This is a genomic window from Serratia fonticola (assembly GCF_001006005.1).
GTDB lineage: Bacteria > Pseudomonadota > Gammaproteobacteria > Enterobacterales > Enterobacteriaceae > Chania > Chania fonticola.
Map to the genome: position 1 here is coordinate 355,963 of NZ_CP011254.1, position 25,121 is coordinate 381,083.

Below are 25,121 nucleotides of genomic sequence, written 5' to 3' on the forward strand. Positions count from 1 at the left end.
AACAAATCACTTGGTCGAATGCCACGCTTTTACCGATAATAAGCAACATTAAGGATACATATACGCGGCTAACATGCTGCGTCAGCCCCAGAGGTAACCATGAATACAGTTTGTGCAGCTTGTAATGCCACCAACCGCGTGCCGGAAGAACGTCTGGCGGACGGCGCTAAATGTGGCCGCTGCGGCCATGAATTGTTCGACGGTGAAGTGATTAACGCCACCGCCGCCACGCTGGACCAGCTCCTGCAAGACGACTTGCCGATCGTGGTCGATTTTTGGGCCCCGTGGTGTGGCCCGTGCCGCAGCTTCGCGCCGATCTTTGAAGACGTGGCACAGGAGCGTGCTGGCAAGGTGCGTTTCGTGAAGGTCAACACCGAAGCCGAACCCGAGTTGAGCGCCCGCTTCCGCATTCGCAGCATCCCTACCATCATGGTGTTCCGTGAAGGCAAGATGGTCGATATGCTCAACGGCGCGATGCCGAAAGCGCCGTTCGATAACTGGCTTGACGAGCTAGTTTAACGCAAAAGCGCTTACTATGCCGCCAGTTGTTGTCGGCATAACATCGCCTAGATAGCCCGTGCGCCTCTCCCGCCGGGCTTTTTTCTGCGCTACAATGGCGGTTTTTCAGGATAGCTATGACTGACAACGCCGTACTTCGTCTGCGCCAAGATCGTTTAGACCGCGCCACACGCCCGTTTCTGGCCAGAGGTAGCCGCGCCGTACGCTGTCAGGGTTGTTTGTTGCCGCAGCAAAACTGCCTGTGTGCCACCATCAAACCGCAGCAGGCCAACAGCCGCTTTTGCCTGATCATGTTCGGCGCAGAGCCGTTAAAGCCCAGCAATACCGGCCGCCTGATCGCCGATATCCTGCCTGATACCCAGGCGTTTACCTGGTCACGCACCGAAATCGATCCGGGCCTGCTGGCAGCCATCAACGATCCCACTCGTCAGCCCTACGTGGTATTCCCAGCCTCTTATGCCGATGCGGATCGCCCGGTGGTTAGCAGCCTGCCCGCAGGTGGCAAGCCGCCTTTATTTATCATGCTTGACGGTACCTGGTCGGAAGCGCGCAAAATGTTCCGTAAAAGCCCCTATCTGAATCAGTTCCCGGTCTTTTCACTGAACGTGTTGGCCTCATCGGACTATTTGCTACGTGTTGCCAGCCGCCCCGAACAGCACTGTACGGCAGAAGTCGCTGCCGCCCTGCTGCAACAGGCGGGGGATGAACAGGCCGCGACCGGGCTGAGCCAACATTTCAATTACTTCCGTGAACAGTATCTGGCCGGGAAACCTCACCGCCCAGAGGCACCGGTCACAGCAAATCTGCCACAAAGCGCCTAGAATCAGACGATAATTTGCCTCTTTCAGGCAAACCGATCAGGAGCAGGAGCCGCACATGAGCCAGAGAGGGTTAGAAGCGCTATTACGTCCCAAATCGATTGCCGTGCTCGGCGCTTCGCAACAGCCCGGCCGGGCTGGCTACCTGATGATGCGCAATCTGCTGGCTGGCGGGTTTACCGGCCCGATACTGCCGGTCACACCGCGCTACAAGGCAGTCTGCGGCGTAATGGCCTATCCCGATGTGGCCAGCCTGCCGTTAACTCCCGACTTGGCCGTGCTGTGTACCAATGCCCAGCGTAACCTGGCACTGATCGAAGCCTTGGGTGAACGCGGCTGCAAAACCGCCATCGTACTTTCTTCCCCCGTGGAACAATTCGCCGAGCTGAAGGCCACCGCACAACGTTACTCAATGCGTCTGCTGGGGCCAAACAGCCTGGGCTTGCTGGCACCTTGGCAAGGTATCAACGCCAGCTTTTCGCCGGTCCCCATTCAGAAAGGCAAGCTGGCGTTTATCTCCCAGTCTGCCGCCGTGGCGAACACCATTCTGGACTGGGCGCAACAACGGGAGGTTGGCTTCTCCTACTTCATCGCGTTAGGGGATAGCCTGGATATCGACGTCGACGATTTGCTCGACTTCCTTGCCCGCGACAGCAAAACCAGCGCCATTCTGTTGTATCTGGAAAACATTAACGACGCGCGGCGTTTCCTTTCCGCCTCCCGCAGTGCCTCACGCAATAAACCGATCCTGGTGATCAAAAGTGGCCGTAGCCAACAGGCACAGCAGCTACTCAACAGCCAGCAGGGATTAGACGCCGCCTACGATGCCGCCATCCAACGCGCCGGTTTGCTGCGCGTGCAGGATACTCACGAGCTGTTTTCCGCCGTGGAAACCTTAAGCCATATGCACCCGCTGCGCGGTGAGCGGCTAATGATAATCAGCAATGGCGCGGCCCCCGCAGCCATGGCGCTGGACCAATTGATCTCCCGCAACGGTAAGCTGGCAACGTTGACAGATGAGACTCAGGAGAAGCTGAGCGCTGCCCTGCCGGAGTTTATCCGGCCAGGAAATCCTATCGATCTGCGTGATGATGCAACCCCCAAGCGCTATCTGGCCGCTCTGCAACCGCTGCTCGACAGCCACGACTATGACGCCCTGCTGCTGATCCATGCCCCTAGCGCCGCCTCTCCGGGCACTGAGACCGCCGAACGGCTGATCGAGGCCATCCGCCAGCACCCCCGTGGGAAACGCATTACGCTGTTAACCAACTGGTGTGGTGAATACTCCTCTCAGGAGGCCCGGCGCCTGTTTACCGAGGCCGGTATCCCAACCTATCGCACGCCAGAAGGCGCGGTCACCGCATTTATGCATATGGTGGAATACCGCCGTAACCAGAAGCAACTGAAGGAAACCCCGGCGCTACCGATTGGGCTTACGGCCAATACCGCTGCCGCGCACCAGTTAATCCATCAGGCATTGGCCGAAGGGGCCAGCCAGTTGGATACCCATGAAGTCCAGCCGATTCTGCAGGCTTACGGCCTCAGCACCCTGCCAACCTGGATTGCCAGTGACAGCGCCGAAGCGGTGCACATTGCCGAACAGATTGGCTACCCGGTGGCGCTGAAACTGCGCTCTCCGGATATCTCGCATAAATCCGAAGTTCAGGGGGTCATGCTTTATTTACGTACCGCCACCGAGGTGCAGCGTGCGGCGGAAGCGATCCTCGATCGGGTGAAGCGTACTTATCCGCAGGCGCGCATCCACGGTCTGTTAGTGCAAAGCATGGCCAACCGTGCCGGAGCACAAGAATTGCGGATTGCCGTTGAACAGGACGCTACCTTCGGCCCACTGATAATGCTCGGCGAAGGCGGCATCGAATGGCGCAAGGAAAACCAGGTCGCCGTTGCCCTGCCGCCACTGAATATGGCGCTGGCGCGTTATCTGGTGTTGCAGGCAGTGAAAGGAGGCAAAATCCGTGGGCGCAGCGCACTGCGGCCGCTTGATATCCCCGGCTTAAGCCGCCTGTTGGTGCAGGTTTCCAACCTGATCCTCGACTGCCCGGAGATCTCACGCCTCGATATTCATCCGGTGTTAGCCTCCGGCAGCGAATTTACCCTGCTGGACGTTTCCATGCAGTTAACGCCTTTCAGTGGCGATCCACAGGCGCGGTTGGCGATCCGCCCTTATCCCCATGAACTGGAAGAAACCATTGAATTAAAAGACGGTTCACAATGCCTGTTCCGCCCGATCCTGCCGGAGGATGAACCGGCGCTGAAGCACTTTATCGACCGCGTCACCAAGGAAGATCTCTATTACCGCTACTTTAGTGAGATCAACGAGTTTAGCCACGACGATTTGGCTAACATGACCCAAATCGACTACGATCGAGAAATGGCTTTCGTCGCGGTACGCGATGGCGAAGAGATCATCGGCGTGACGCGTGCCCTGTCAGATCCGGACAACACCGATGCCGAGTTCGCCGTACTGGTACGTTCCGATCTGAAAGGCCTGGGTCTGGGCCGACAGCTCTTGATGAAAATGATTGGTTATGCGCGAGCGCAGGGCCTGACCCGCCTGACAGGCATTACCATGCCGAATAACCGCGGAATGGTCACGCTGGCACAAAAGCTGGGGTTCAAGGTCGATGTGCAAATTGACGAGGGGATTGTCAATTTAACCCTGCCGCTACAGGATGGGGCGACGCCGTGACCGCTGTCGCAATGTAATACGAATCCACTAGTTAACGCCAAAACATACGCACAATCGAGACAACTAGTGGTATTATCGCCCGATTGTTCGAAGCATTTTATTCATGGAAGTGGCGTTCCGGCCATCCAAATATGAGAGAAGAAGCGCACTGTGATGTTGTCAAAATTTAAACGTAGCAAACATCAACAACACCTTGCACAACTGCCCAAACTCCCCCAGACGGTTGCTGATGTCCGTACCCTTTATACGCCGGCAGATTTCCGTGCAACGCTGCTGGAATCGATCGCTAACGCAACAACCCGTATTTATCTGGTAGCGCTCTATCTGGAGCATGACGATGCGGGCCGCGATATCCTCAATGCGCTCTATCAAGCCAAGCAGCAGCGCCCTGAGCTGGAGATCTGCGTATTGGTTGACTGGCATCGCGCTCAACGTGGGCGTATCGGTGCGGCAGCGGCCAATACCAATGCCGACTGGTACTGCGCTATGGCTGCACAGCACCCGCAGGTTTCGGTGCCGATTTACGGCGTTCCGGTCAATACTCGCGAAGCGCTGGGCGTACTGCATTTGAAGGGCTTTGTCGTTGACGATACGGTGTTCTACAGCGGTGCCAGCATTAATGATGTCTATCTGCATCAGCATGAGAAGTATCGTTACGATCGCTATCAGTTGATCACCAATAATCTGTTGGCGGTGACTCTGTGCGATTACATCAAACAGCATCTGTTAACCGCCGGTGCCGTGCAGCGTCTTGATCGTGATGACAGACCCAAAAGCCTCGAGATCAAAAACGAAATCCGCCTGTTCCGCTTTGCCCTACGCCGTGCCGCCTATCAATTTCAGGGGAATGCCAGTAATGATGAGCTGGCCGTCACCCCATTAGTCGGCCTGGGTAAACAGAGCATTCTGAACAAAACGATCCACCACCTAATGTCCTGCACCGATCAGAAACTGACGCTGTGCACGCCTTACTTCAACCTGCCAGCCTTGCTGGTGCGCAATATCATTTATCTGCTGCGCCAGGGGAAACAGGTAGAGATCATCGTGGGTGACAAGACGGCCAATGACTTCTACATTCCTGAAGATCAGCCGTTCAAGATTATCGGTGCGCTGCCTTATCTTTACGAAATCAACCTGCGCCGTTTCCTGAGCCGCCTGCAACGCTATGTTGATACCGGCCAGCTGATTGTGCGCCTGTGGAAAGACGGCGATAACAGCTATCACCTGAAAGGGATGTGGGTCGATGACGAGTGGCAGTTGATCACCGGTAACAACCTCAACCCGCGCGCCTGGCGGCTGGATCTGGAGAACGCCATTCTGTTCCACGATCCCAAGCACGAAATGCAGGAACAGCGGCATAAAGAGTTGGAAACGATCCGCACCCATACCACGGTGGTGGGCCACTATCTCGAATTGCAAAGCATTCAGGAATATCCGGTCAAGGTGCGCAAGCTGATCCGTCGTCTGCGTCGGATCCGTATCGATCGCTTGATTAGCCGTATATTGTAATTTCATGTCACAGATACCCTATGAATTTCAAGTTGGCCGCTCTTGCGCATCCATGCGCTCGTGGCATTCGTACATCCCTGTACAGCACTGCTAGGCGACAAGTGCGTGTATCCCCAGGAGCTTACTTTAGTAAGTGACTGGGGTTCACGCACGCAGGTAACAACGCTGCAGCTTGAAAGGCGACGGGTATGGCAATGCCGGGCTTTTTTGTACATTTTGAGACGGGATGTTTTCACTATGCGCCCACTCCGCCCGCTTCTCCTCCTTCCGGTACTGTTGTTCTCCTGTGGCTGTACCCACATGTCCAATGATAGCTGGACCGGCAAAGACAAGGCTCAACACTTTGTCGCTTCCGCTGCATTTGCGGCCTCTGGCGCGGCCTATGGCGATCACCAGAACTGGAATGAGGCACGTAGCCGCAGTTTTGGCCTGCTATTTTCGATTGGCTTGGGCGCGGCAAAAGAGCTGTATGACAGCCGGGAAGGTGGTACGGGCTGGAGCTGGAAGGATTTTGCCTGGGATGTGGCAGGGGCTGCGACAGGGTACAGTATTTATCATCTGGCCCGTTGAGGGTCAGTTAATTTAAGCCAGATCGAGTAATGACCCCTCACCCTAACCCTCTCCCACAGGGAGAGGGAACCGATCGAGTCCGCTGATATTCCTCAGAAATACCCATCTTTCTGCTTACTCATCACTGCCGAAACGGCATGGGCTAATCAAAGGTTCCAACTTTCCGAAGCCACACAGGCTCACCCACGATGCCGGACAGCTCCCTCTCCCCTACACAAGTGTTCAGGATGTTCTCGGTGGGTACTCTGGGAGAGGGCTGGGGTGAGGGGTTTTCACTGTTATTTCCTGTTTTCTGCGTATAGCAAAAAGGCCATCCTTACGGATGGCCTCTTGGCTTAATTGATGCCTGGCAGTGTCCTACTCTCGCATGGGGAGACCCCACACTACCATCGGCGCTACGGCGTTTCACTTCTGAGTTCGGCATGGGGTCAGGTGGGACCACCGCGCTATTGCCGCCAGGCAAATTCTGTTTCATTTCAACCGCCTTTTGGGCCATTGAAACCAATCTCGGAACTTCGCTGAAAATCTACTTCAATCTCTTCAAAACACCTTGGGTGTTGTAAGGTTAAGCCTCACGGATCATTAGTACTGGTTAGCTCAATGCATCGCTGCACTTACACACCCAGCCTATCAACGTCTTAGTCTTAAACGTTCCTTCAGGGGCCTTAAAGGCCCAGGGAAGACTCATCTCGAGGCAAGTTTCGCGCTTAGATGCTTTCAGCGCTTATCTTTTCCGCACTTAGCTACCGGGCAGTGCCATTGGCATGACAACCCGAACACCAGTGGTGCGTTCACTCCGGTCCTCTCGTACTAGGAGCAACCCCTCTCAATCTTCCAACGCCCACGGCAGATAGGGACCGAACTGTCTCACGACGTTCTAAACCCAGCTCGCGTACCACTTTAAATGGCGAACAGCCATACCCTTGGGACCTACTTCAGCCCCAGGATGTGATGAGCCGACATCGAGGTGCCAAACACCGCCGTCGATATGAACTCTTGGGCGGTATCAGCCTGTTATCCCCGGAGTACCTTTTATCCGTTGAGCGATGGCCCTTCCATTCAGAACCACCGGATCACTAAGACCTACTTTCGTACCTGCTCGAGCCGTCACTCTCGCAGTCAAGCTAGCTTATGCCTTTGCACTAACCTCACGATGTCCGACCGTGATTAGCTAACCTTCGTGCTCCTCCGTTACTCTTTGGGAGGAGACCGCCCCAGTCAAACTACCCACCAGACACTGTCCTCACCCCGGATTACGGGGCCGAGTTAGAACATCAAACATTAAAGGGTGGTATTTCAAGGTTGGCTCCATGCAGACTGGCGTCCACACTTCAAAGCCTCCCACCTATCCTACACATCAAGGCTCAATGTTCAGTGTCAAGCTATAGTAAAGGTTCACGGGGTCTTTCCGTCTTGCCGCGGGTACACTGCATCTTCACAGCGAGTTCAATTTCACTGAGTCTCGGGTGGAGACAGCCTGGCCATCATTACGCCATTCGTGCAGGTCGGAACTTACCCGACAAGGAATTTCGCTACCTTAGGACCGTTATAGTTACGGCCGCCGTTTACTGGGGCTTCGATCAAGAGCTTCGCCTTGCGGCTGACCCCATCAATTAACCTTCCAGCACCGGGCAGGCGTCACACCGTATACGTCCACTTTCGTGTTTGCACAGTGCTGTGTTTTTATTAAACAGTTGCAGCCAGCTGGTATCTGCGACTGGCTTCAGCTCCGAGAGCAAGTCTCTTCACCTACGCGCCAGCGTGCCTTCTCCCGAAGTTACGGCACCATTTTGCCTAGTTCCTTCACCCGAGTTCTCTCAAGCGCCTTGGTATTCTCTACCTGACCACCTGTGTCGGTTTGGGGTACGATTTGATGTTACCTGATGCTTAGAGGCTTTTCCTGGAAGCAGGGCATCAACTACTTCTGCACCGTAGTGCATCGTCATCACGCCTCAGGGTTGATAGCGTTCCGGATTTACCAGGAACACCCCCCTACACGCTTAAACCGGGACAACCGTCGCCCGGCTAGCCTAGCCTTCTCCGTCCCCCCTTCGCAGTAACACCGAGTACAGGAATATTAACCTGTTTCCCATCGACTACGCCTTTCGGCCTCGCCTTAGGGGTCGACTCACCCTGCCCCGATTAACGTTGGACAGGAACCCTTGGTCTTCCGGCGAGCGGGTTTTTCACCCGCTTTATCGTTACTTATGTCAGCATTCGCACTTCTGATACCTCCAGCAAACCTCACAGTTCACCTTCAACGGCTTACAGAACGCTCCCCTACCCAACAACGCCTAAGCGTCGCTGCCGCAGCTTCGGTGCATGGTTTAGCCCCGTTACATCTTCCGCGCAGGCCGACTCGACCAGTGAGCTATTACGCTTTCTTTAAATGATGGCTGCTTCTAAGCCAACATCCTGGCTGTCTATGCCTTCCCACATCGTTTCCCACTTAACCATGACTTTGGGACCTTAGCTGGCGGTCTGGGTTGTTTCCCTCTTCACGACGGACGTTAGCACCCGCCGTGTGTCTCCCGTGATAACATTCTTCGGTATTCGGAGTTTGCATCGGTTTGGTAAGCCGGGATGGCCCCCTAGCCGAAACAGTGCTCTACCCCCGAAGATGAGTTCACGAGGCGCTACCTAAATAGCTTTCGGGGAGAACCAGCTATCTCCCGGTTTGATTGGCCTTTCACCCCCAGCCACAAGTCATCCGCTAATTTTTCAACATTAGTCGGTTCGGTCCTCCAGTTAGTGTTACCCAACCTTCAACCTGCCCATGGCTAGATCACCGGGTTTCGGGTCTATACCTTGCAACTATTCGCCCAGTTAAGACTCGGTTTCCCTACGGCTCCCCTATACGGTTAACCTTGCTACAAAATATAAGTCGCTGACCCATTATACAAAAGGTACGCAGTCACACCACGAAGGTGCTCCCACTGCTTGTACGTACACGGTTTCAGGTTCTATTTCACTCCCCTCGCCGGGGTTCTTTTCGCCTTTCCCTCACGGTACTGGTTCACTATCGGTCAGTCAGGAGTATTTAGCCTTGGAGGATGGTCCCCCCATATTCAGACAGGATGTCACGTGTCCCGCCCTACTCATCGAACTCACAATTAATGCATTTTAGTGTACGGGGCTATCACCCTTTGCTGCGCGACTTTCCAGACGCTTCCACTAACACAAGAACTGATTCAGGTTCTGGGCTGTTCCCCGTTCGCTCGCCGCTACTAGGGGAATCTCGGTTGATTTCTTTTCCTCGGGGTACTTAGATGTTTCAGTTCCCCCGGTTCGCCTCGTATGGCTATGTATTCACCATACGATAGTGTGTCGAAACACACTGGGTTTCCCCATTCGGGCATTGCCGGTTATAACGGTTCATATCACCTTACCGACACTTTTCGCAGATTAGCACGCCCTTCATCGCCTCTGACTGCCTAGGCATCCACCGTGTACGCTTAGTCACTTAACCTCACAACCCGAAGGTGTTTCTGTAAACAGAGAACACTGTCGTGCTGTTTATTTGAGAGACTCTATGACAGGTTAATCCTTACCCCAATAGTTCTACGGAGGGATAAGTTTCAGCTGTCATGTTTCAATTTTCAGCTTGTTCCAGATTGTTAAAGAGCAAAATACTTCGCAGCATACTGTTGCCAGTACACTCTGAAGTATTATCAAGGACCATATGGATATGGTGGAGCTAAGCGGGATCGAACCGCTGACCTCCTGCGTGCAAGGCAGGCGCTCTCCCAGCTGAGCTATAGCCCCATACAGTCACTTGCAGAAACCTTTATTTACCACTCGCTCAGGCAAGGCATGCTCACTGGACGTTTACGGTGTAAACGTATCGCGTGCAACGCAGCACAAGTGCGAATTTGGTAGGCCTGAGTGGACTTGAACCACCGACCTCACCCTTATCAGGGGTGCGCTCTAACCACCTGAGCTACAAGCCTATAAAGGTATTTCTGCTCGTTACTTTTTCATCAGACAATCTGTGTGGACACTGCACTCAACTGCATATCTTTAGGTAAGGAGGTGATCCAACCGCAGGTTCCCCTACGGTTACCTTGTTACGACTTCACCCCAGTCATGAATCACAAAGTGGTAAGCGCCCTCCCGAAGGTTAAGCTACCTACTTCTTTTGCAACCCACTCCCATGGTGTGACGGGCGGTGTGTACAAGGCCCGGGAACGTATTCACCGTAGCATTCTGATCTACGATTACTAGCGATTCCGACTTCACGGAGTCGAGTTGCAGACTCCGATCCGGACTACGACATACTTTATGAGGTCCGCTTGCTCTCGCGAGTTCGCTTCTCTTTGTATATGCCATTGTAGCACGTGTGTAGCCCTACTCGTAAGGGCCATGATGACTTGACGTCATCCCCACCTTCCTCCGGTTTATCACCGGCAGTCTCCTTTGAGTTCCCACCATTACGTGCTGGCAACAAAGGATAAGGGTTGCGCTCGTTGCGGGACTTAACCCAACATTTCACAACACGAGCTGACGACAGCCATGCAGCACCTGTCTCACAGTTCCCGAAGGCACCAATCCATCTCTGGAAAGTTCTGTGGATGTCAAGAGTAGGTAAGGTTCTTCGCGTTGCATCGAATTAAACCACATGCTCCACCGCTTGTGCGGGCCCCCGTCAATTCATTTGAGTTTTAACCTTGCGGCCGTACTCCCCAGGCGGTCGACTTAACGCGTTAGCTCCGGAAGCCACGCCTCAAGGGCACAACCTCCAAGTCGACATCGTTTACAGCGTGGACTACCAGGGTATCTAATCCTGTTTGCTCCCCACGCTTTCGCACCTGAGCGTCAGTCTTTGTCCAGGGGGCCGCCTTCGCCACCGGTATTCCTCCAGATCTCTACGCATTTCACCGCTACACCTGGAATTCTACCCCCCTCTACAAGACTCTAGCTTGCCAGTTTCAAATGCAGTTCCCAAGTTAAGCTCGGGGATTTCACATCTGACTTAACAAACCGCCTGCGTGCGCTTTACGCCCAGTAATTCCGATTAACGCTTGCACCCTCCGTATTACCGCGGCTGCTGGCACGGAGTTAGCCGGTGCTTCTTCTGCGAGTAACGTCAATGAACAGTGCTATTAACACTGAACCCTTCCTCCTCGCTGAAAGTGCTTTACAACCCGAAGGCCTTCTTCACACACGCGGCATGGCTGCATCAGGCTTGCGCCCATTGTGCAATATTCCCCACTGCTGCCTCCCGTAGGAGTCTGGACCGTGTCTCAGTTCCAGTGTGGCTGGTCATCCTCTCAGACCAGCTAGGGATCGTCGCCTAGGTGAGCCATTACCTCACCTACTAGCTAATCCCATCTGGGCACATCCGATGGTGTGAGGCCCGAAGGTCCCCCACTTTGGTCCGAAGACGTTATGCGGTATTAGCTACCGTTTCCAGTAGTTATCCCCCTCCATCGGGCAGTTTCCCAGACATTACTCACCCGTCCGCCGCTCGTCACCCAGGAGCAAGCTCCTTGTGCTACCGCTCGACTTGCATGTGTTAGGCCTGCCGCCAGCGTTCAATCTGAGCCATGATCAAACTCTTCAATTAAAAGCTTGATTTGCTGCAACTCGTGCAGCGATGCTCGAAAATTAACTTTCGTAATAATTCATTCGCATGAATTACTGCTTGGTCACTCTTCAAGACTTGATATTTTTTTGCTACCGAAGTAGCTGGATATCGTCTTGTGAGTGCCCACACAGATTGTCTGATAAATTGTTAAAGAGCAGTGAGTTACGCGCTTTCGCTTGCTAACTCGAGGTGGCGTATATTACGCTTTCCTCTTTCAGAGTCAACCTTAATTTCAGGTTTTTTCTCTGCGACCCCCGGAGACTCTGTGAAGTTGTTCACATGTTCCGTGTCGATGGAGGCGCATTATAGGGAGCTGGTTCAGAATGACAAGGGATAATATGCACTTTTCTTCCGACCGCTCACTATTCATGCATAACGCTGCTTAAACCCGCTTTTTAATCGCTGCAGGCAGCTCTTGCAGGCTGTTTAGCACCCAATCCGCCGCTTTCTCACCTTCTTCAGTGACTGGCTTGCCGGTACGCACCAATACTTTAGTGCCTACCCCTGCCGCCGCGGCTGCCTGCATGTCCTCGATTTTGTCGCCAACCATATAAGAAGCGGCCAAATCGATATTCAGTTCTTTCTGCGCCTGTAACAACATGCCCGGCTGAGGTTTGCGACAATCACAAACCTGGCGATACTCTTCTATTACTCCCTCAGGATGATGTGGGCAGAAATAGATGCCGTCCAGATCGACATCGCGGTCGGCCATCGACCAGTCCATCCATTCTGTCAGACGCATAAACTGGTCTTCGCTAAATTTGCCACGGGCAATGCCAGACTGGTTGGTGACCAGCACCAGTGCGAAGCCCATGCTTTTCAGTTCGCGACAGGCGTCAATCACGCCATCAATAAACTGGAAATCATCTATTTCATGGACGTAGCCATGATCGATATTAATCGTGCCGTCACGATCTAAGAAAATTGCTGGAACGCGTTGTGTCACCGGTATGCTCCTGAAAGCCTGAAAACCGCCACAGTATCGCATGTTTTCGCCGAGACTGAGAATGATGAAGAATAGCGTTAACGTTGACTTAGACGTCTAGACGCCTTAACATCTGATCCAGACCTTGGCGCTGATCAAGGTCTCTCTTTATTAGGCCACGGCAACCAAGCTAAAAATAAGAAGAATATGATTAAACTTTCCAACATCACCAAAGTGTTCCAGCAGGGGTCGCGTTCCATTAGCGCACTCTCCGACGTGACTCTTCACGTTCCTGCCGGACAGATTTATGGCGTCATCGGTGCCTCAGGCGCCGGTAAGAGTACGCTGATCCGCTGCGCCAACATGCTTGAGCGTCCAACGTCAGGTACCGTTCTGGTTGATGGCCAGGATCTGACTTCCCTGTCTGAAGGTGAGCTGACACGCGCACGCCGCCAGATTGGCATGATCTTCCAACACTTTAACCTACTCTCTTCACGTACGGTCTTCGGTAACGTTGCCCTACCGTTGGAGTTGGACAACACCCCACGCGCGGAAATCAAAAAACGCGTGGTCGAGCTGCTGGAGCTGGTTGGTCTGTCTGACAAGCACGATGCCTACCCTGCCAATCTGTCAGGTGGCCAAAAGCAGCGTGTGGCCATCGCCCGTGCGCTGGCTAGCAATCCTAAAGTGCTGCTGTGCGACGAAGCGACCAGTGCGCTGGATCCCGCCACCACGCGCTCCATTCTCGAACTGCTGAAAGATATCAACCGCCGTTTGGGGCTGACCATCCTGCTGATCACCCATGAAATGGACGTGGTGAAACGTATCTGCGATCAGGTCGCGGTTATCAGCCAAGGTCAATTGATTGAGAAAGACAGCGTTAGCGAAGTGTTCTCCCATCCCAAGACGCCGCTGGCACAGCAGTTTATCCAAGCTACGCTGCATCTGGATATTCCGGATGATTATGCCGCACGTCTGGTACCTGAACGTACCGGGGGCCGTCAACCACTGTTGCGCCTTGAGTTTACCGGACGCTCGGTCGATGCACCTTTACTGTCAGAAGCGGCCCGTCGTTTTAACGTGAACAACAATATTATCAGTGCACAGATGGATTACGCTGGCGGCGTGAAGTTCGGCGTGATGCTGGCTGAGCTGCACGGCTCCGATGAAGATGCACAGGCAACGATTGAGTTCCTGCAAGAAAATCAGGTAAAAGTAGAGGTTCTGGGTTATGTCTGAGGCAATGATGTGGTTAATGGCACGTGGCGTGTGGGAAACCGTTACGATGACCTTTGTCTCCGGCTTCTTTGGCTTTGTTCTTGGCTTACCGGTTGGCGTACTGTTATATGTGACCCGCCCCGGGCAAATCATTGCCAACAATACCGTCTATAAGGTGTTGTCCGGGTTGGTGAACATTTTCCGTTCCATTCCGTTCATCATCTTGCTGGTCTGGATGATCCCGTTCACTCGCATGATCGTTGGCACCTCTATCGGTTTGCAGGCGGCTATCGTTCCACTGACCGTGGGCGCGGCTCCCTTTATCGCCCGTATGGTAGAAAACGCGCTGTTGGAAATTCCGTCAGGTCTGGTTGAAGCCGCTCGTGCCATGGGGGCAACCCCAATGCAAATCATCACCAAAGTGCTGTTGCCTGAAGCGCTGCCAGGTTTGGTGAATGCCGCTACCATCACGCTGATCACCCTGGTGGGCTATTCTGCAATGGGCGGTGCCGTCGGTGCCGGTGGCTTAGGTCAAATTGGTTATCAGTATGGATATATTGGTTATAACGCTACCGTGATGAATACGGTATTAATATTACTGGTGGTGCTGGTGTATCTGATCCAGTTTGGTGGCGACCGTATCGTGAAGGCCGTTACCCACAAATAACTTTACCCACGCGCTGACATCTACTCGATAGCTTTGCTGCATCTGGCAGGATAAAGAGTAAGGCGTATTTCATATGCGAGTCTAATTGAGGAAGGGATATGTCGTTAAAATTTAAATCCATCGCAACAATCGGCGCACTGATCGGTACTCTGGCTCTGGCCGGTTGTGGCCAGGATGAAAAAGATCCAAACCATATCAAAGTGGGTGTTATTGTCGGTGCTGAACAGCAAGTGGCTGAAGTGGCACAAAAAGTGGCAAAAGATAAGTATGGCCTGGACGTTGAGCTGGTCACCTTCAACGACTACGTGTTGCCGAACGAAGCCTTGAGCAAAGGCGATATCGATGTCAACGCCTTCCAGCACAAGCCTTATCTGGATCAGCAGATCAAGGATCGTGGTTATAAGCTGGTTACGGTAGGTAACACCTTCGTGTATCCGATCGCCGGTTACTCCAAAAAGATCAAATCCATTGATGAGCTGCAAGAAGGTTCACAGGTAGCACTGCCTAACGATCCAACCAACCTGGGCCGTTCACTGTTGCTGCTGGAAAAACAGGGTCTGATCAAGCTGAAAGACGGTGTTGGCCTGCTGCCGACCGTGCTGGACGTGACCGAGAACCCGAAAAACCTGAAGCTGGTTGAACTGGAAGCGCCACAGCTGCCACGTTCACTGGACGATCAGCAAATCGCTCTGGCCATCATCAACACCACTTACGCCAGCCAGATTGGTTTGACGCCGGCCAAAGACGGTCTGTTTGTTGAAGATAAAGACTCACCTTACGTCAACATCATGGTTGCCCGTGAAGATAACAAAGACGCGGAAAACGTGAAGAAATTCGTTCAGGCTTACCAGTCTGACGAAGTCAACGAAGCGGCCAACAAGATCTTTAACGGTGGCGCAGTAAAAGGCTGGTAATCATTCAATAGCCATTTTATTCCGATAATTGCAAGACGGGCTAAGGCCCGTCTTGTTATTTGCGCCAGAGATTGCTTCAATAGCGCCACTTTGATTATAAAATGGCAGGGACTCTCAATGCGTGTTTTACCTCTCTGTTTGTTAGCGCTCGCGCTGACTGGATGCTCAACGCAGCACACGGCTCCATCCACAACAAACAGCACAACAACTACGGCCGCTCCCGCTCCGGTAAAAGCCACCCCAGCAGCCCGCCCGGCCCCGGTAAAACTGTACAAGAGTGCAGAAGAACTGGTCGGCAAGCCTTTCCGCGATTTAGGTGAGGTTTCTGGCGAATCCTGTCAGACCACGGTTCAGGACTCTCCGCCTAATCTGAATACCGCACGTAAGCGTATGCAGACCCGAGCTTCCTACATGAAGGCCAATGCGGTGCTACTGCATGACTGTCAGATTGTCAGCGGCGTCGCCGGTTGTTACCAGCAGGCCATCTGTCAAGGCTCTGCGCTTAACGTCTCTGCCAAATGACCGAATTTGTTTTTGAGCAGATCGGCACCATCCGTTCTCCGTATAAAGAGAAATTCGCGGTTCCCCGTCAGCCTGGGCTAGTTGAAGACGGCGGCGGTGAACTGTTGCTGTTGCCGCCTTACAATCAGCCCGAAGCGGTACGTGGCCTCAGCGAGTTCAGCCATCTGTGGGTGATGTTTGTGTTTCATCAAACCATGGAAGGAGGCTGGCGTCCTACCGTGCGGCCTCCTCGTCTGGGCGGTAATGCACGTATGGGCGTGTTCGCCACCCGTTCGACCTTTCGCCCTAACCCGTTGGGTATGTCCTTGATCGAACTGAAAGGCATACGGACTCAAGGGGGCGAGGTGGTACTGGAGTTGGGCAGCCTGGATTTGGTTGACGGTACGCCGGTGGTCGATATCAAACCCTATTTGCCGTTTGCCGAAAGCCATCCGCAAGCGCGAGCCGGTTTTGCTCAGGCGGCTCCGGCTGGTGATATGCCGGTGTATTTCTCACCCGAAGCGGAACAACAGCTGCAGCAACATTTGCGGCGCTACCCCAACCTGCGCCGTTTTATCACTCAGGTTCTGGCGCAAGATCCTCGCCCCGCCTATCGAAAAGAAGAAGCCAGCGGGCGCGAATATGCGGTATGGTTGTTGGAGTTCAACGTGCGCTGGCGGATCGTTGATAGTCAAAGCGAAGTGTTGTCGCTCGACGCCCGTTAAAATTCCGCCCGCTCTCTTTTGACAACCGGCTTGCGCTGGTAAACTAAACCACTTTTGAAAATTTTGGCGGCCAACCCTGGCAGCCCGATGCAATTTGCAGTTCTAACGGAACCAAAACACCATGCGTACAAGCCAATATCTGCTCTCCACACTGAAGGAGACACCTGCCGACGCCGAAGTGATCAGCCACCAGCTGATGCTACGCGCCGGGATGATCCGCAAGCTGGCCTCCGGTCTTTACACCTGGTTGCCGACCGGCCTGCGCGTTCTGAAGAAGGTTGAAAACATCGTTCGCGAAGAAATGAACAATGCTAACGCGATCGAAGTTTCCATGCCGGTTGTTCAGCCCGCAGACCTCTGGCTGGAAAGCGGCCGCTGGGAGCAGTATGGCCCGGAATTGCTGCGCTTTGTCGATCGCGGCGAGCGTCCCTTTGTGCTTGGTCCAACCCATGAAGAAGTGATCACCGATCTGATCCGCAACGAAATCAGCTCTTACAAACAGCTGCCGCTGAACTTCTTCCAGATCCAGACCAAATTCCGTGACGAGGTTCGTCCACGTTTTGGCGTGATGCGCTCGCGTGAATTCCTGATGAAGGATGCCTATTCCTTCCACACCACCCAGGAATCCCTGCAGGTCACCTACGACGCGATGTACGAAGCCTACAGCAAGATCTTTAACCGCATGGGTCTGGATTTCCGTCCGGTGCTGGCCGATACCGGTTCTATCGGCGGCAGCGCTTCACATGAGTTCCAGGTGCTGGCAGACAGCGGTGAAGACGATATCGTGTTCTCAACCGGTTCCGACTATGCTGCCAACATCGAGTTGGCCGAAGCGGTTGCCCCTGCTCAGCCACGTGCTGCGGCAACGGAAGAACTGCGCATCATCGATACGCCGAACGCCAAAACCATCGCCGAACTGGTAGAGCAATTCCAACTGCCAGTAGAGAAAACGGTGAAAACCTTGATGGTGCACGCCCGTGAAGAGAGTGGCCACAAGCTGGTTGCCCTGCTGGTGCGCGGCGATCACGAGCTGAATGAAATCAAGGCCGAGAAACTGCCACAGGTCGCGGTTCCACTGACTTTCGCCACGGAAGAAGAAATCCGTGCAATCGTCGGCGCAGGCCCAGGATCCCTTGGTCCAGTCAACCTGCCGATCCCAGTGGTTGTCGATCGCAGCGTAGCCGCTATGAGCGACTTCGGCGCCGGTGCCAACATCGATGGCAAACACTACTTTGGCATCAACTGGGAGCGTGATTTGCCGCTGCCACAGAGTGCCGATATCCGTAACGTGGTGGAAGGCGATGCCAGCCCAGACGGTAAAGGTACGCTGCTGATCAAGCGCGGTATCGAAGTGGGCCACATCTTCCAACTGGGTACCAAGTATTCAGAAGCGATGAAAGCCACCGTACAGGGTGAAGATGGCCGTAATCAAGTGCTGACCATGGGTTGCTACGGCATCGGCGTGACGCGCGTGGTGGCTGCGGCCATCGAACAGAATCACGATGACCGTGGCATTATCTGGCCGGACGCGATTGCCCCGTTCCAGGTAGCTATTCTGCCAATGAACATGCATAAGTCATTCCGCGTGCAGGCACTGGCTGAGGAATTGTACGATACCCTGCGTTCACACGGCATCGATGTGATCCTGGACGATCGTAAAGAACGTCCGGGCGTGATGTTTGCCGATATGGAACTGATCGGCGTACCTCACTCCATCGTGATCGGCGATCGTAACCTCGACAGCGAAGAAATTGAGTACAAAAACCGCCGTGTTGGCGAGAAGCAGATGATCAAAACCGGCGAAATCGTTGATTTCCTGCTGGGCCAGATCCAACGCTAATCGCTAGACAAAGCCCCCCAGATGGGGGGCTTTATTAATGGATGTTGTTGTTAAAGGATTAACTTATGCCATTACGCAGCCCCTCGGCTACCCGCCTGTTTGCTTTGCTTTCGGTGTTTTTGACCGGTTGCACCATGGACGTAGGCTTATCCGACCGTGAAAAACACTCCATCAATCCCGTCAACGTTCAGTTCCAATCGTTAAGCTCCGCCCCAGGAAAAACGCTGCGCGAAATCAATCAGGCCGACCTGCAAGAGGGAGACCTGCTGTTCTCCTCAACGATTGGTTTGAAATCACTCGGGATCCGTATCTTGAGTACTTCGTCAGTCAGCCATGTGGCCGTGTATATTGGCGAAGGCCAGGTTGCCGAAGCGGTAGGGGAAGGCGTGCAGATTATCAGCCTGAAAGACGCGCTGACCCATAGCGACAAGATGTTTGCTTTGCGCATCCCCGATCTGACACCGGAGCAGGCTAGCCAGATCCGCCAATTCGCCAGCCAGAAGGCCGGCAGCCGGTATAACTATCTGGGCATTGCCGAGATGGTGCCCTTTATGATGACCAAGCAGCTGTGTTCGCTGAACCCCTTCTCTGCCGATTTCCGCCAGCAATGTGTACAAGGCCTGGCCGCAGCCCAGCTCAAGTCGCCGACCGGCGCAGAGTCGTCCTATTTTTGCTCGGAGTTTGTGATTGCCGCGTTTGAAAACGCTGGGCATCCGTTGACGTTGGCCGCCCCTGGCTGGGTCAGCCCGGGCGATTTACTGCATATGCGTGAAGGGGATATTGCTACGCTGGCACCTAGCAAAGCGCTGGTTTACGTTGGCCATATCAAGCCGGGGATCTATTTACGTTCGCGGGCGCTGGCAAAAAACCAGCCAATCGCAACAGACCTGCCCTCATCAACCGATCAAATTAGCAGCCCCCTCATAAAATGAAGAGGCTCAAATTGATAACAAAGCTAAGCGGGCGCAGCATGCAGCGCCCCTACAAAGTGAGCTAGCCGCCGTTGGTCAGTTAGCACAGCTCTTGCTGTTGTCGAAAGCGATCTTGCCACCGGGCTCCGGGATCAGCGCTTTTTGCATCTGCCCTTCCTCCATGGAAGGCTGCACGCTGAAATGCCCGTTCAACATCAGGAATACCGGTTCGCCCGGCGCCCGTTGAGCCTTCAGATAGCCCTGCTCCAGCGCGATATTATTCGCTACTGGGAAGGTTTTGCCGGTGGCACAATCCTGGAATACCGCTGCATCAGCCATATAGGTATATAGCCCGGTCAATGGCATCGGCGTTTTCGGCAAGGCTTTAGTGACCGGCGTCAGCACATAATTAAGCTGGGAGACAATCGGTGCCCCACTGCGGTCCAGCATTCTCAATTGCTTGCCTTCCGGGTGGAAATAGCGTTTTTCACCGTTGCTTTCGGTCAGCACCAGCTTATCCGCCGTACGCGCCCATGTGCCGTAGCTGGCAAAAGTTTGATCGCCACCTTTAGCGCCACGATAGGTTTCCTGCAACACAAAGGTGCCGTCCTCATCGAGGAACAGCGAGGTGTCCAACCCAGTGCAGTCCGCACAAGGCAATAAGCCCTGATAGCTCTGCTGCATCGGCTGAAGCGCTTGTTCTTTTGGCTGGTATTGATTGTTACATCCCAGCAATGAAAGGGCTCCTGCCGCTAAAAACAGGGCGATAGTTATTTGCTTCAAGTTATTCTCCTGTTGTCATCCATTGATATCCACGGCGTAGGCTAAGGCTGAACCTTGCCGCGCAATGCCTTGGTGGCACCTTTGCGCACCTTGCCTTCAAGACGGCGTAATTTGGCCCCTTTGCTGGGTTTGGTTGCCCTGCGCGTCTTTTCGACCACCATCGCCTGCTGGATCAGCGCCACCAGCCGGGCCAGTGCCGCTTCACGATTCATTTCCTGGCTGCGATATTCCTGCGCTTTGATAATCACCACCCCATCACCGGTCACTAAATGATGATTAAGCGCCAGCAGCCGTTCTTTATAGTACTCTGGCAGGCTGGACGCCCGGATGTCAAAGCGCAAATGGATCGCCGTTGAGGTTTTATTCACATGCTGGCCACCCGCACCCTGCGCGCGGATCGCCGTTAATTCTATTTCGTTGTCCGGTATGGCTACGTTTCTTGACAGTTCCAGCACCGGTTATACCTGCGCCTGCTGCCATTCGGCAAATTGAATTTCCAGACTATTCTGAAGGTCTGACAGCCAAATGGTACCTTCCTGCAGCGTGGCCTGTAGCGTCATATTGCGGCTGGCTAACGCGGTCAAGCGGGACAGTTGTTCATCATCAAGAAAACGGATGCTCAGGTTCTTGTGGTTGGCCACCTTGCTCTGCATAGATTGCCACCAGACATGCCCGGCGCGATCGCCATAGGCGTAAAGCACCACCCGAGGTGACTGATTGCAGGCCTTCTTGATGCGTTTCTCGTCCGGCAGCCCCAGCTCTATCCACATTTCCAGCCCGTTATGGTCGTTGCGCCGCCAGATTTCCGGCTCGTCTTCCGCACTCAGGCCTTTGGTAAACACCAACCGTTCATCGGCATGGCAGATCCAGGCCAGCAGGCGCAGCATCATGCGCTGTTCGGTTTCTGAAGGATGCTGGGCCAGGGTAAGCGTGGTGTCGTGATAAAAGTGACGATCCATATCAGCGATATTGAGCGTGGCTTTGTAAATTGTTGCTTTCAGCGCCATGGGTAACCTCTTTATTAACAGGCCACATTGTACTTGATCAGGGCAGCCCGCAGCCAGCACGGGGAGCGCCAGAAGTGGACTAATGCCCAAAAAGAGGAACTAATAACTCACTAACACCTGTGCTATAGTCCTTTAGATAGGATTTAACCCCGAGTGTCTGTGCCTTATTGCAGCCTGCGTGGCGATAATGCAGAGATCCTAAAGGGAGGCCATTGTGCAACAATACTGTGAGTTAGTACGACGTTTTTACGCTCAGATCGGCAGTGGAGATCTAGGCTACGTGCCGGATGCACTAGCATGTGTGTTAAAGGCATTGGACGAGGTTGCCGCGAATAGCGAGCTACCGTCCTCCGTTAGGGAACAGGCGGCATTTGCCGCCGCTAACTTATTGGTGAGCGACCATGTTGATGAATGATGAGTACCAATCCATCAATTGCGATGACTATGAAAGCCTGGAACTCGCCTGTCAGCATAACTACATTCTGAAGCTAGAGTTACGCGACGGAGAGAAGTTCGAAGGCATTGCCACCGAGTTGAAATTTACCAAGGGCGTTGAGTACCTGATTGTCGATCAGGCCGGTAGCGCTCTCAGCTTGCGTCTGGATCACATCCTCAGTTTCAGTCATCCGGAAATCGGTACCGTGGTTGTCAGCCTGTCAGACTGATATAGCGGTAACGCCATCTCCACAGGGCAGCCCAAGGGCTGCCCTCGTCATTTAAGGTTTCAGGCTGGCGTAATAGGCCGCCAGGTCGGCAATATCCTCATCCGACAACCCCGAGACATAGGCCTTCATTACTTCCGCCTGCCCGCCAGAGCGCTCCCCTTTCTTGTAAGCCTGCAAAGAGTGCTCCAGATACATTTGATTCTGCCCGGCCAGGTTCGGGTACATGGGTACCGAAACCTTGCCTTCCGCGCCGTGGCAGGCCATGCAGCTGGCCGATTTATTCTTCCCTGCCGCCGCATCGCCCGCCGCCATGGCGGAAAAACTCAGCACGCTTGCCATCACTACCATTACGCTCACCAATTTCATTGCCCACTCCTCACAGCAGATTGTTATTATTTTTTTTCCAGCCAAGCCGCCAGGCCGGTTGCCCCGCAGACGCTTGCCCTTCCTCAGTAATAAATACGCCCACGGCAGCGATTAACTGCTCATCATAATAGACCAATGGGATACGTTCACGCTGCCACGGTGGAATAGCCAACTCTTGCCACAGTTTTTTGATCGGACGTGAACCGGCACGGCCAACAATCCGCACCCTGCCCTTGGCGGTAAAACGCACGCTGACCGACTCATGATCTAAAGGGGCGCGTATCTGGCATTCACCTTCGCCCACGTACAGAGTACCCAGTCCGTCCGGCAACGCCAGTGGAGCCTCATTAGGCCAAGGCAATTGTGTGCCGCTCAGATCAGCCAACAGCGGTAGCAGGTACAAGCGCTGGCGGAAACGGCGGATCTGGTAGTTCCCGAGTTGCAGCTGCGGTTCGGCATCTTCCCGGCTTAACGCCACTTCCTGCCATAGCCGATGCAAACCATCTCGCGCAGGCATGGTGACGCCAAACAGCCCAATCCAGCGCCGTAGCAAAGCATAGCGCCTGGCCGCAGAACAGGTAGCCAATTCGGCGATAGCGAGTGCGTTTTCGCCATCCAGCAATTGGGTTAATTGCTCGGCCAGCAGCTCATCCAGCAGTTGCTCCTGCTCGGCACATAATTCAGCGCTGCGCGCGGTGGCGGCAGCAAAATGCGGCCAACGCTGATTCACTATCGGCAGAACGTTCAGACGTAAGAAGTTGCGATCGAAACGGGGATCCTGATTGCTGTCATCCTCGATCCACTGCAGTTGATGCTGTTGTGCGTAGTCTTCCAACTGTTGACGAGATATTCCCAACAGCGGGCGCAATAAGGGATTATTACCCAACCGGGTTTGTGCGGCCATGGCAGACAGCCCCGCAGGGCCGCTGCCCCGTTTTAAGGCCAGCAAGAAGGTTTCACATTGATCGTCAAGATGCTGCGCCGTCAGCAAAGTCTCGTCTACGGCCAACGTTTCTGCAAAAGCGGCGTAGCGGGCCGAACGGGCCGCGGCCTCGATGCCCCCTGGCCGTCCCTCAAGCTGTACATGTTGTACCACCAGTGGTACCTGCCAGCGTTCGCATTGCTGCTGGCAATGTGCCACCCAATCATCGGCAAAACGGCTCAGGCCATGGTGGACATGCACTGCGCGCAGGGAAATATCCGGTTGCTGCTGGCGCAATAGCACCAACAGGTGCAGTAGCACACTGGAATCCAGGCCGCCGCTGAACGCCAGCAGCAGTTGGCGTTCAGCCCCTAGATGGTCGGCAATCTGTGTCAGGAGGTGGTGAGTCTTCATCAATTGGGCTTAGTGACATCTACATAGCTGCACGTTAACCAGCCCATCGCCATCAATCAAGCATTAACCGCGCTATCATTGCGCCGAGTCATTCCCCACCACAGCACCAGAGCCGCCAGCACCAAGGCGGCACTGCCTGCAGCTCCCCAGCCAATCTGGGTGAAAACCTTGCCGTAAGCTTCAATCATCGCATTACCCAATTGGCTTTCGGTGGTCTGGTTGGCAATCAGGCCCGCGAGATAATTAGCCACCGAGCCGGTCGCCAGCATATAAATACCGGTCAACACGCCGGTGACGCCAGGAATATCCAACCGGGTGATTTGGGCCATCGCCACCGGGTCGATAAACAGTTCGGCAAATCCCATCACCGCCAGTCCGGCTACCATCATCCCCATCGAGGCCTGGCCATGCAGTTCCCCCCAGCGCGCATTTAGCGCCATCAGCATAAAGCCCACGGCAATCAGCAGCAGGCCAAAGGCAAATTTGCACCAGATGCGCACGGTCTGAGCGTTCCCCTGGCTGCCACGCATCAGCCAGGCCAGCAGCACGCCGCCCAGCATGACCGCAAAGGCGTTTACCGACTGGAACAGCGCCGTAGGCACCGACCAGGAGAACCATTGCCGGTCAACAAAGTGATCGATAAACAGGCTGATCGAGCTGCCGCCCTGTTGGGCAAAGGCCCAAAACAGCGTTCCCAGCAGCATCAAGATGATGATTTGCCATAACGCCCGCCGTTGCTCACCGCTCACCTGCCAGAGAATACGCATGACGATCACCACCGCAGCGGCGCACACGACGCCAAGCAAATAGCCAGCCCAATCGTGAATGAACAACAGCGCGAAAAACAGCGGAGCAGACAACACCCCAGCCACCAGCCAGAACCAATGTGGCAAGCTTAGCGTAGTGGCCTGTATCAGCGGGATATTAACCCCACGCGTATGCCGAAAATGTTTACTCCCCGACAGGAAGATCATCAGCCCGGCAAACATTCCTATTCCCGCCAGCGCAAAACCGACGTGCCAGCCATAACGTTCAGCGGCCAACCCACAGGCGATAGGAGCCAGGATAGAGCCAACGTTCCCCGCAGCGTACAGCAGAGAAAACCCGCCTTCCCGCCGTGGGTCCTGCGCCTGATACAGCTCTCCCAGCAGGCAGCTGATATTGGATTTAAACAGGCCGTAGCCGCAGATGATGATGCCCAGCGCCAGGTAAAGAGAGTTGGCCGAGACTGCCCCCAGCCCCAGAACGATGTGACCCAAGGTCATCAAGGCCGCCCCGGCAATCACCGAGACGCGGTTGCCCAACAGGCGATCGGCCAGCAGGCCGCCCAGAATGGGGGTGACATAAACCAAAGAGGCATAAGCGCTGAAAAGGGTGATGGCGTGGCTATCGGAATAGCCTAACTGGTGGGTCAGATAGAGGATCAGTAACGCGCGCATGCCGTAAAAACTAAAATACTCCCAGATTTGGATCGCAACGACATAGTAGATAGCGCGCGGCTGTGAGGGTGTTTTCATGGTGTACTCCCATCAGGATAACCAAGGGGAAAG

Annotated in this window: 21 protein-coding genes, 2 tRNA genes and 3 rRNA genes; 14 read left to right on the forward strand and 12 right to left on the reverse strand. The window is 54.3% G+C overall.

Features of this window, described 5'->3' with window-relative positions; genetic code table 11:
* The first annotated feature begins 99 nt into the window (after window positions 1–99).
* The 5 genes from trxC to WN53_RS01535 all read left to right on the forward strand — a co-directional run bounded on the left by trxC (window position 100) and on the right by WN53_RS01535 (window position 6,126).
* Window positions 100–519 carry a thioredoxin TrxC gene (trxC, locus tag WN53_RS01515; protein ID WP_024484851.1) on the forward strand — a complete coding sequence of 140 codons (420 nt, stop codon included), beginning with the start codon at window positions 100–102 and terminating at the stop codon, window positions 517–519.
* A gap of 116 nt (window positions 520–635) precedes the next feature.
* Window positions 636–1,340, forward strand: a complete 705-nt coding sequence (locus WN53_RS01520; RefSeq protein WP_024484852.1) for a tRNA-uridine aminocarboxypropyltransferase — start codon at window positions 636–638, stop codon at window positions 1,338–1,340.
* Window positions 1,341–1,395: 55 nt separating this feature from the next.
* Entirely contained in the window at window positions 1,396–4,047 is a 2,652-nt protein-coding gene (locus WN53_RS01525) for a bifunctional acetate--CoA ligase family protein/GNAT family N-acetyltransferase (RefSeq protein ID WP_024484853.1), read from the forward strand.
* 153 nt (window positions 4,048–4,200) lie between these two features.
* A complete protein-coding gene (gene pssA / locus WN53_RS01530) occupies window positions 4,201–5,556 on the forward strand; it encodes a CDP-diacylglycerol--serine O-phosphatidyltransferase (protein WP_024484854.1) in 1,356 nt (451 codons plus the stop codon).
* Between the two features lie 237 nt (window positions 5,557–5,793).
* A complete protein-coding gene (locus WN53_RS01535) occupies window positions 5,794–6,126 on the forward strand; it encodes a YfiM family lipoprotein (protein ID WP_024484855.1) in 333 nt (110 codons plus the stop codon).
* 344 nt (window positions 6,127–6,470) lie between these two features.
* On the opposite strand, the gene rrf is transcribed toward WN53_RS01535, so the two are convergent.
* From rrf to gmhB, 6 genes are all read right to left on the reverse strand, one after another.
* Window positions 6,471–6,586, reverse strand: a 5S ribosomal RNA gene (rrf, locus tag WN53_RS01540).
* Window positions 6,587–6,687: 101 nt separating this feature from the next.
* A 23S ribosomal RNA gene (locus WN53_RS01545) occupies window positions 6,688–9,595 on the reverse strand.
* A gap of 220 nt (window positions 9,596–9,815) precedes the next feature.
* A tRNA-Ala gene (locus WN53_RS01550) sits at window positions 9,816–9,891 on the reverse strand.
* Between the two features lie 108 nt (window positions 9,892–9,999).
* Window positions 10,000–10,076: transfer RNA gene (locus WN53_RS01555), tRNA-Ile, on the reverse strand.
* 75 nt (window positions 10,077–10,151) lie between these two features.
* A 16S ribosomal RNA gene (locus WN53_RS01560) occupies window positions 10,152–11,692 on the reverse strand.
* Together the 16S, 23S and 5S rRNA genes with 2 tRNA genes alongside form the textbook arrangement of a ribosomal RNA operon.
* A gap of 403 nt (window positions 11,693–12,095) precedes the next feature.
* Window positions 12,096–12,659, reverse strand: a complete 564-nt coding sequence (gene gmhB / locus WN53_RS01565) for a D-glycero-beta-D-manno-heptose 1,7-bisphosphate 7-phosphatase (protein ID WP_024485559.1) — start codon at window positions 12,657–12,659, stop codon at window positions 12,096–12,098.
* Between the two features lie 186 nt (window positions 12,660–12,845).
* On the opposite strand from gmhB, the gene metN reads away from it, so the two are divergent.
* The 7 genes from metN (at window position 12,846) to WN53_RS01600 (ending at window position 19,435) form a co-directional block, all read left to right on the forward strand.
* Window positions 12,846–13,877, forward strand: a complete 1,032-nt coding sequence (metN, locus tag WN53_RS01570) for a methionine ABC transporter ATP-binding protein MetN (protein ID WP_024485560.1) — start codon at window positions 12,846–12,848, stop codon at window positions 13,875–13,877.
* On the forward strand, window positions 13,870–14,523 hold the full coding sequence (locus WN53_RS01575; protein ID WP_021179942.1) for a methionine ABC transporter permease MetI: 654 nt from the start codon (window positions 13,870–13,872) through the stop codon (window positions 14,521–14,523). Before metN ends, WN53_RS01575 begins: the two co-directional genes overlap by 8 nt.
* 98 nt (window positions 14,524–14,621) lie before the next feature.
* Window positions 14,622–15,437: a MetQ/NlpA family lipoprotein gene (locus WN53_RS01580; RefSeq protein WP_024485561.1), complete on the forward strand. Its 816-nt coding sequence runs from the start codon at window positions 14,622–14,624 to the stop codon at window positions 15,435–15,437.
* 117 nt (window positions 15,438–15,554) lie between these two features.
* Complete coding sequence (rcsF, locus tag WN53_RS01585; protein WP_024485562.1) at window positions 15,555–15,959, forward strand: Rcs stress response system protein RcsF; 405 nt, start codon at window positions 15,555–15,557, stop codon at window positions 15,957–15,959.
* Window positions 15,956–16,663: a tRNA (N6-threonylcarbamoyladenosine(37)-N6)-methyltransferase TrmO gene (gene tsaA, locus WN53_RS01590; RefSeq protein WP_024485563.1), complete on the forward strand. Its 708-nt coding sequence runs from the start codon at window positions 15,956–15,958 to the stop codon at window positions 16,661–16,663. The genes rcsF and tsaA overlap by 4 nt, the downstream gene beginning before the upstream one ends.
* Window positions 16,664–16,784: 121 nt before the next feature.
* Window positions 16,785–18,503: a proline--tRNA ligase gene (proS, locus tag WN53_RS01595; protein WP_024485564.1), complete on the forward strand. Its 1,719-nt coding sequence runs from the start codon at window positions 16,785–16,787 to the stop codon at window positions 18,501–18,503.
* Window positions 18,504–18,568: 65 nt separating this feature from the next.
* Entirely contained in the window at window positions 18,569–19,435 is an 867-nt protein-coding gene (locus WN53_RS01600) for a YaeF family permuted papain-like enzyme (protein WP_024485565.1), read from the forward strand.
* 75 nt (window positions 19,436–19,510) lie between these two features.
* On the opposite strand, the gene nlpE is transcribed toward WN53_RS01600, so the two are convergent.
* The 3 genes from nlpE to WN53_RS01615 are packed head-to-tail and all read right to left on the reverse strand — an operon-like array spanning window position 19,511 to window position 21,204.
* Window positions 19,511–20,197, reverse strand: a complete 687-nt coding sequence (nlpE, locus tag WN53_RS01605) for an envelope stress response activation lipoprotein NlpE (RefSeq protein ID WP_024485566.1) — start codon at window positions 20,195–20,197, stop codon at window positions 19,511–19,513.
* A gap of 41 nt (window positions 20,198–20,238) precedes the next feature.
* Window positions 20,239–20,652: an alternative ribosome rescue aminoacyl-tRNA hydrolase ArfB gene (gene arfB / locus WN53_RS01610; protein WP_024485567.1), complete on the reverse strand. Its 414-nt coding sequence runs from the start codon at window positions 20,650–20,652 to the stop codon at window positions 20,239–20,241.
* A gap of 3 nt (window positions 20,653–20,655) precedes the next feature.
* Entirely contained in the window at window positions 20,656–21,204 is a 549-nt protein-coding gene (locus WN53_RS01615; RefSeq protein ID WP_021179934.1) for a YaeQ family protein, read from the reverse strand.
* Window positions 21,205–21,418: 214 nt separating this feature from the next.
* Here WN53_RS01615 and WN53_RS27030 point away from each other — a divergent pair, with 214 nt between their 5' ends.
* Window positions 21,419–21,619: a YaeP family protein gene (locus tag WN53_RS27030; protein ID WP_024529521.1), complete on the forward strand. Its 201-nt coding sequence runs from the start codon at window positions 21,419–21,421 to the stop codon at window positions 21,617–21,619.
* Window positions 21,612–21,869: a Rho-binding antiterminator gene (gene rof / locus WN53_RS01620; protein ID WP_223499701.1), complete on the forward strand. Its 258-nt coding sequence runs from the start codon at window positions 21,612–21,614 to the stop codon at window positions 21,867–21,869. The genes WN53_RS27030 and rof overlap by 8 nt, the downstream gene beginning before the upstream one ends.
* Window positions 21,870–21,920: 51 nt before the next feature.
* On the opposite strand, the gene WN53_RS01625 is transcribed toward rof, so the two are convergent.
* Genes WN53_RS01625 through dtpD form a run of 3 tightly spaced genes read right to left on the reverse strand, consistent with a single transcriptional unit; the run spans window position 21,921 to window position 25,088 of the window.
* Complete coding sequence (locus WN53_RS01625; protein ID WP_021179932.1) at window positions 21,921–22,235, reverse strand: c-type cytochrome; 315 nt, start codon at window positions 22,233–22,235, stop codon at window positions 21,921–21,923.
* A 10-nt stretch (window positions 22,236–22,245) separates the two neighbouring features.
* The gene (gene tilS, locus WN53_RS01630) at window positions 22,246–23,571 is read right to left on the reverse strand and encodes a tRNA lysidine(34) synthetase TilS (protein ID WP_046807993.1); all 1,326 of its coding nucleotides are present in this window, start codon (window positions 23,569–23,571) and stop codon (window positions 22,246–22,248) included.
* Window positions 23,572–23,627: 56 nt separating this feature from the next.
* A complete protein-coding gene (gene dtpD / locus WN53_RS01635; RefSeq protein ID WP_024485569.1) occupies window positions 23,628–25,088 on the reverse strand; it encodes a dipeptide permease DtpD in 1,461 nt (486 codons plus the stop codon).
* Window positions 25,089–25,121: the final 33 nt, after the last annotated feature.

What these genes read in the sequence shown, in the direction of transcription:
- WN53_RS01520 (WP_024484852.1), top strand. Translation starts at nt 636, where the DNA reads ATGACTGACAACGCCGTACTTCGTCTGCGCCAAGATCGTTTAGACCGC.
- tilS (WP_046807993.1), bottom strand. Translation starts at nt 23,571, where the DNA reads ATGAAGACTCACCACCTCCTGACACAGATTGCCGACCATCTAGGGGCT.
- WN53_RS01525 (WP_024484853.1), top strand. Translation starts at nt 1,396, where the DNA reads ATGAGCCAGAGAGGGTTAGAAGCGCTATTACGTCCCAAATCGATTGCC.
- WN53_RS01535 (WP_024484855.1), top strand. Translation starts at nt 5,794, where the DNA reads ATGCGCCCACTCCGCCCGCTTCTCCTCCTTCCGGTACTGTTGTTCTCC.
- WN53_RS01575 (WP_021179942.1), top strand. Translation starts at nt 13,870, where the DNA reads ATGTCTGAGGCAATGATGTGGTTAATGGCACGTGGCGTGTGGGAAACC.
- metN (WP_024485560.1), top strand. Translation starts at nt 12,846, where the DNA reads ATGATTAAACTTTCCAACATCACCAAAGTGTTCCAGCAGGGGTCGCGT.
- rof (WP_223499701.1), top strand. Translation starts at nt 21,612, where the DNA reads ATGAATGATGAGTACCAATCCATCAATTGCGATGACTATGAAAGCCTG.
- trxC (WP_024484851.1), top strand. Translation starts at nt 100, where the DNA reads ATGAATACAGTTTGTGCAGCTTGTAATGCCACCAACCGCGTGCCGGAA.
- WN53_RS01625 (WP_021179932.1), bottom strand. Translation starts at nt 22,235, where the DNA reads ATGAAATTGGTGAGCGTAATGGTAGTGATGGCAAGCGTGCTGAGTTTT.
- WN53_RS01615 (WP_021179934.1), bottom strand. Translation starts at nt 21,204, where the DNA reads ATGGCGCTGAAAGCAACAATTTACAAAGCCACGCTCAATATCGCTGAT.
- rcsF (WP_024485562.1), top strand. Translation starts at nt 15,555, where the DNA reads ATGCGTGTTTTACCTCTCTGTTTGTTAGCGCTCGCGCTGACTGGATGC.
- tsaA (WP_024485563.1), top strand. Translation starts at nt 15,956, where the DNA reads ATGACCGAATTTGTTTTTGAGCAGATCGGCACCATCCGTTCTCCGTAT.
- pssA (WP_024484854.1), top strand. Translation starts at nt 4,201, where the DNA reads ATGTTGTCAAAATTTAAACGTAGCAAACATCAACAACACCTTGCACAA.
- WN53_RS01600 (WP_024485565.1), top strand. Translation starts at nt 18,569, where the DNA reads ATGCCATTACGCAGCCCCTCGGCTACCCGCCTGTTTGCTTTGCTTTCG.
- WN53_RS01580 (WP_024485561.1), top strand. Translation starts at nt 14,622, where the DNA reads ATGTCGTTAAAATTTAAATCCATCGCAACAATCGGCGCACTGATCGGT.
- proS (WP_024485564.1), top strand. Translation starts at nt 16,785, where the DNA reads ATGCGTACAAGCCAATATCTGCTCTCCACACTGAAGGAGACACCTGCC.
- dtpD (WP_024485569.1), bottom strand. Translation starts at nt 25,088, where the DNA reads ATGAAAACACCCTCACAGCCGCGCGCTATCTACTATGTCGTTGCGATC.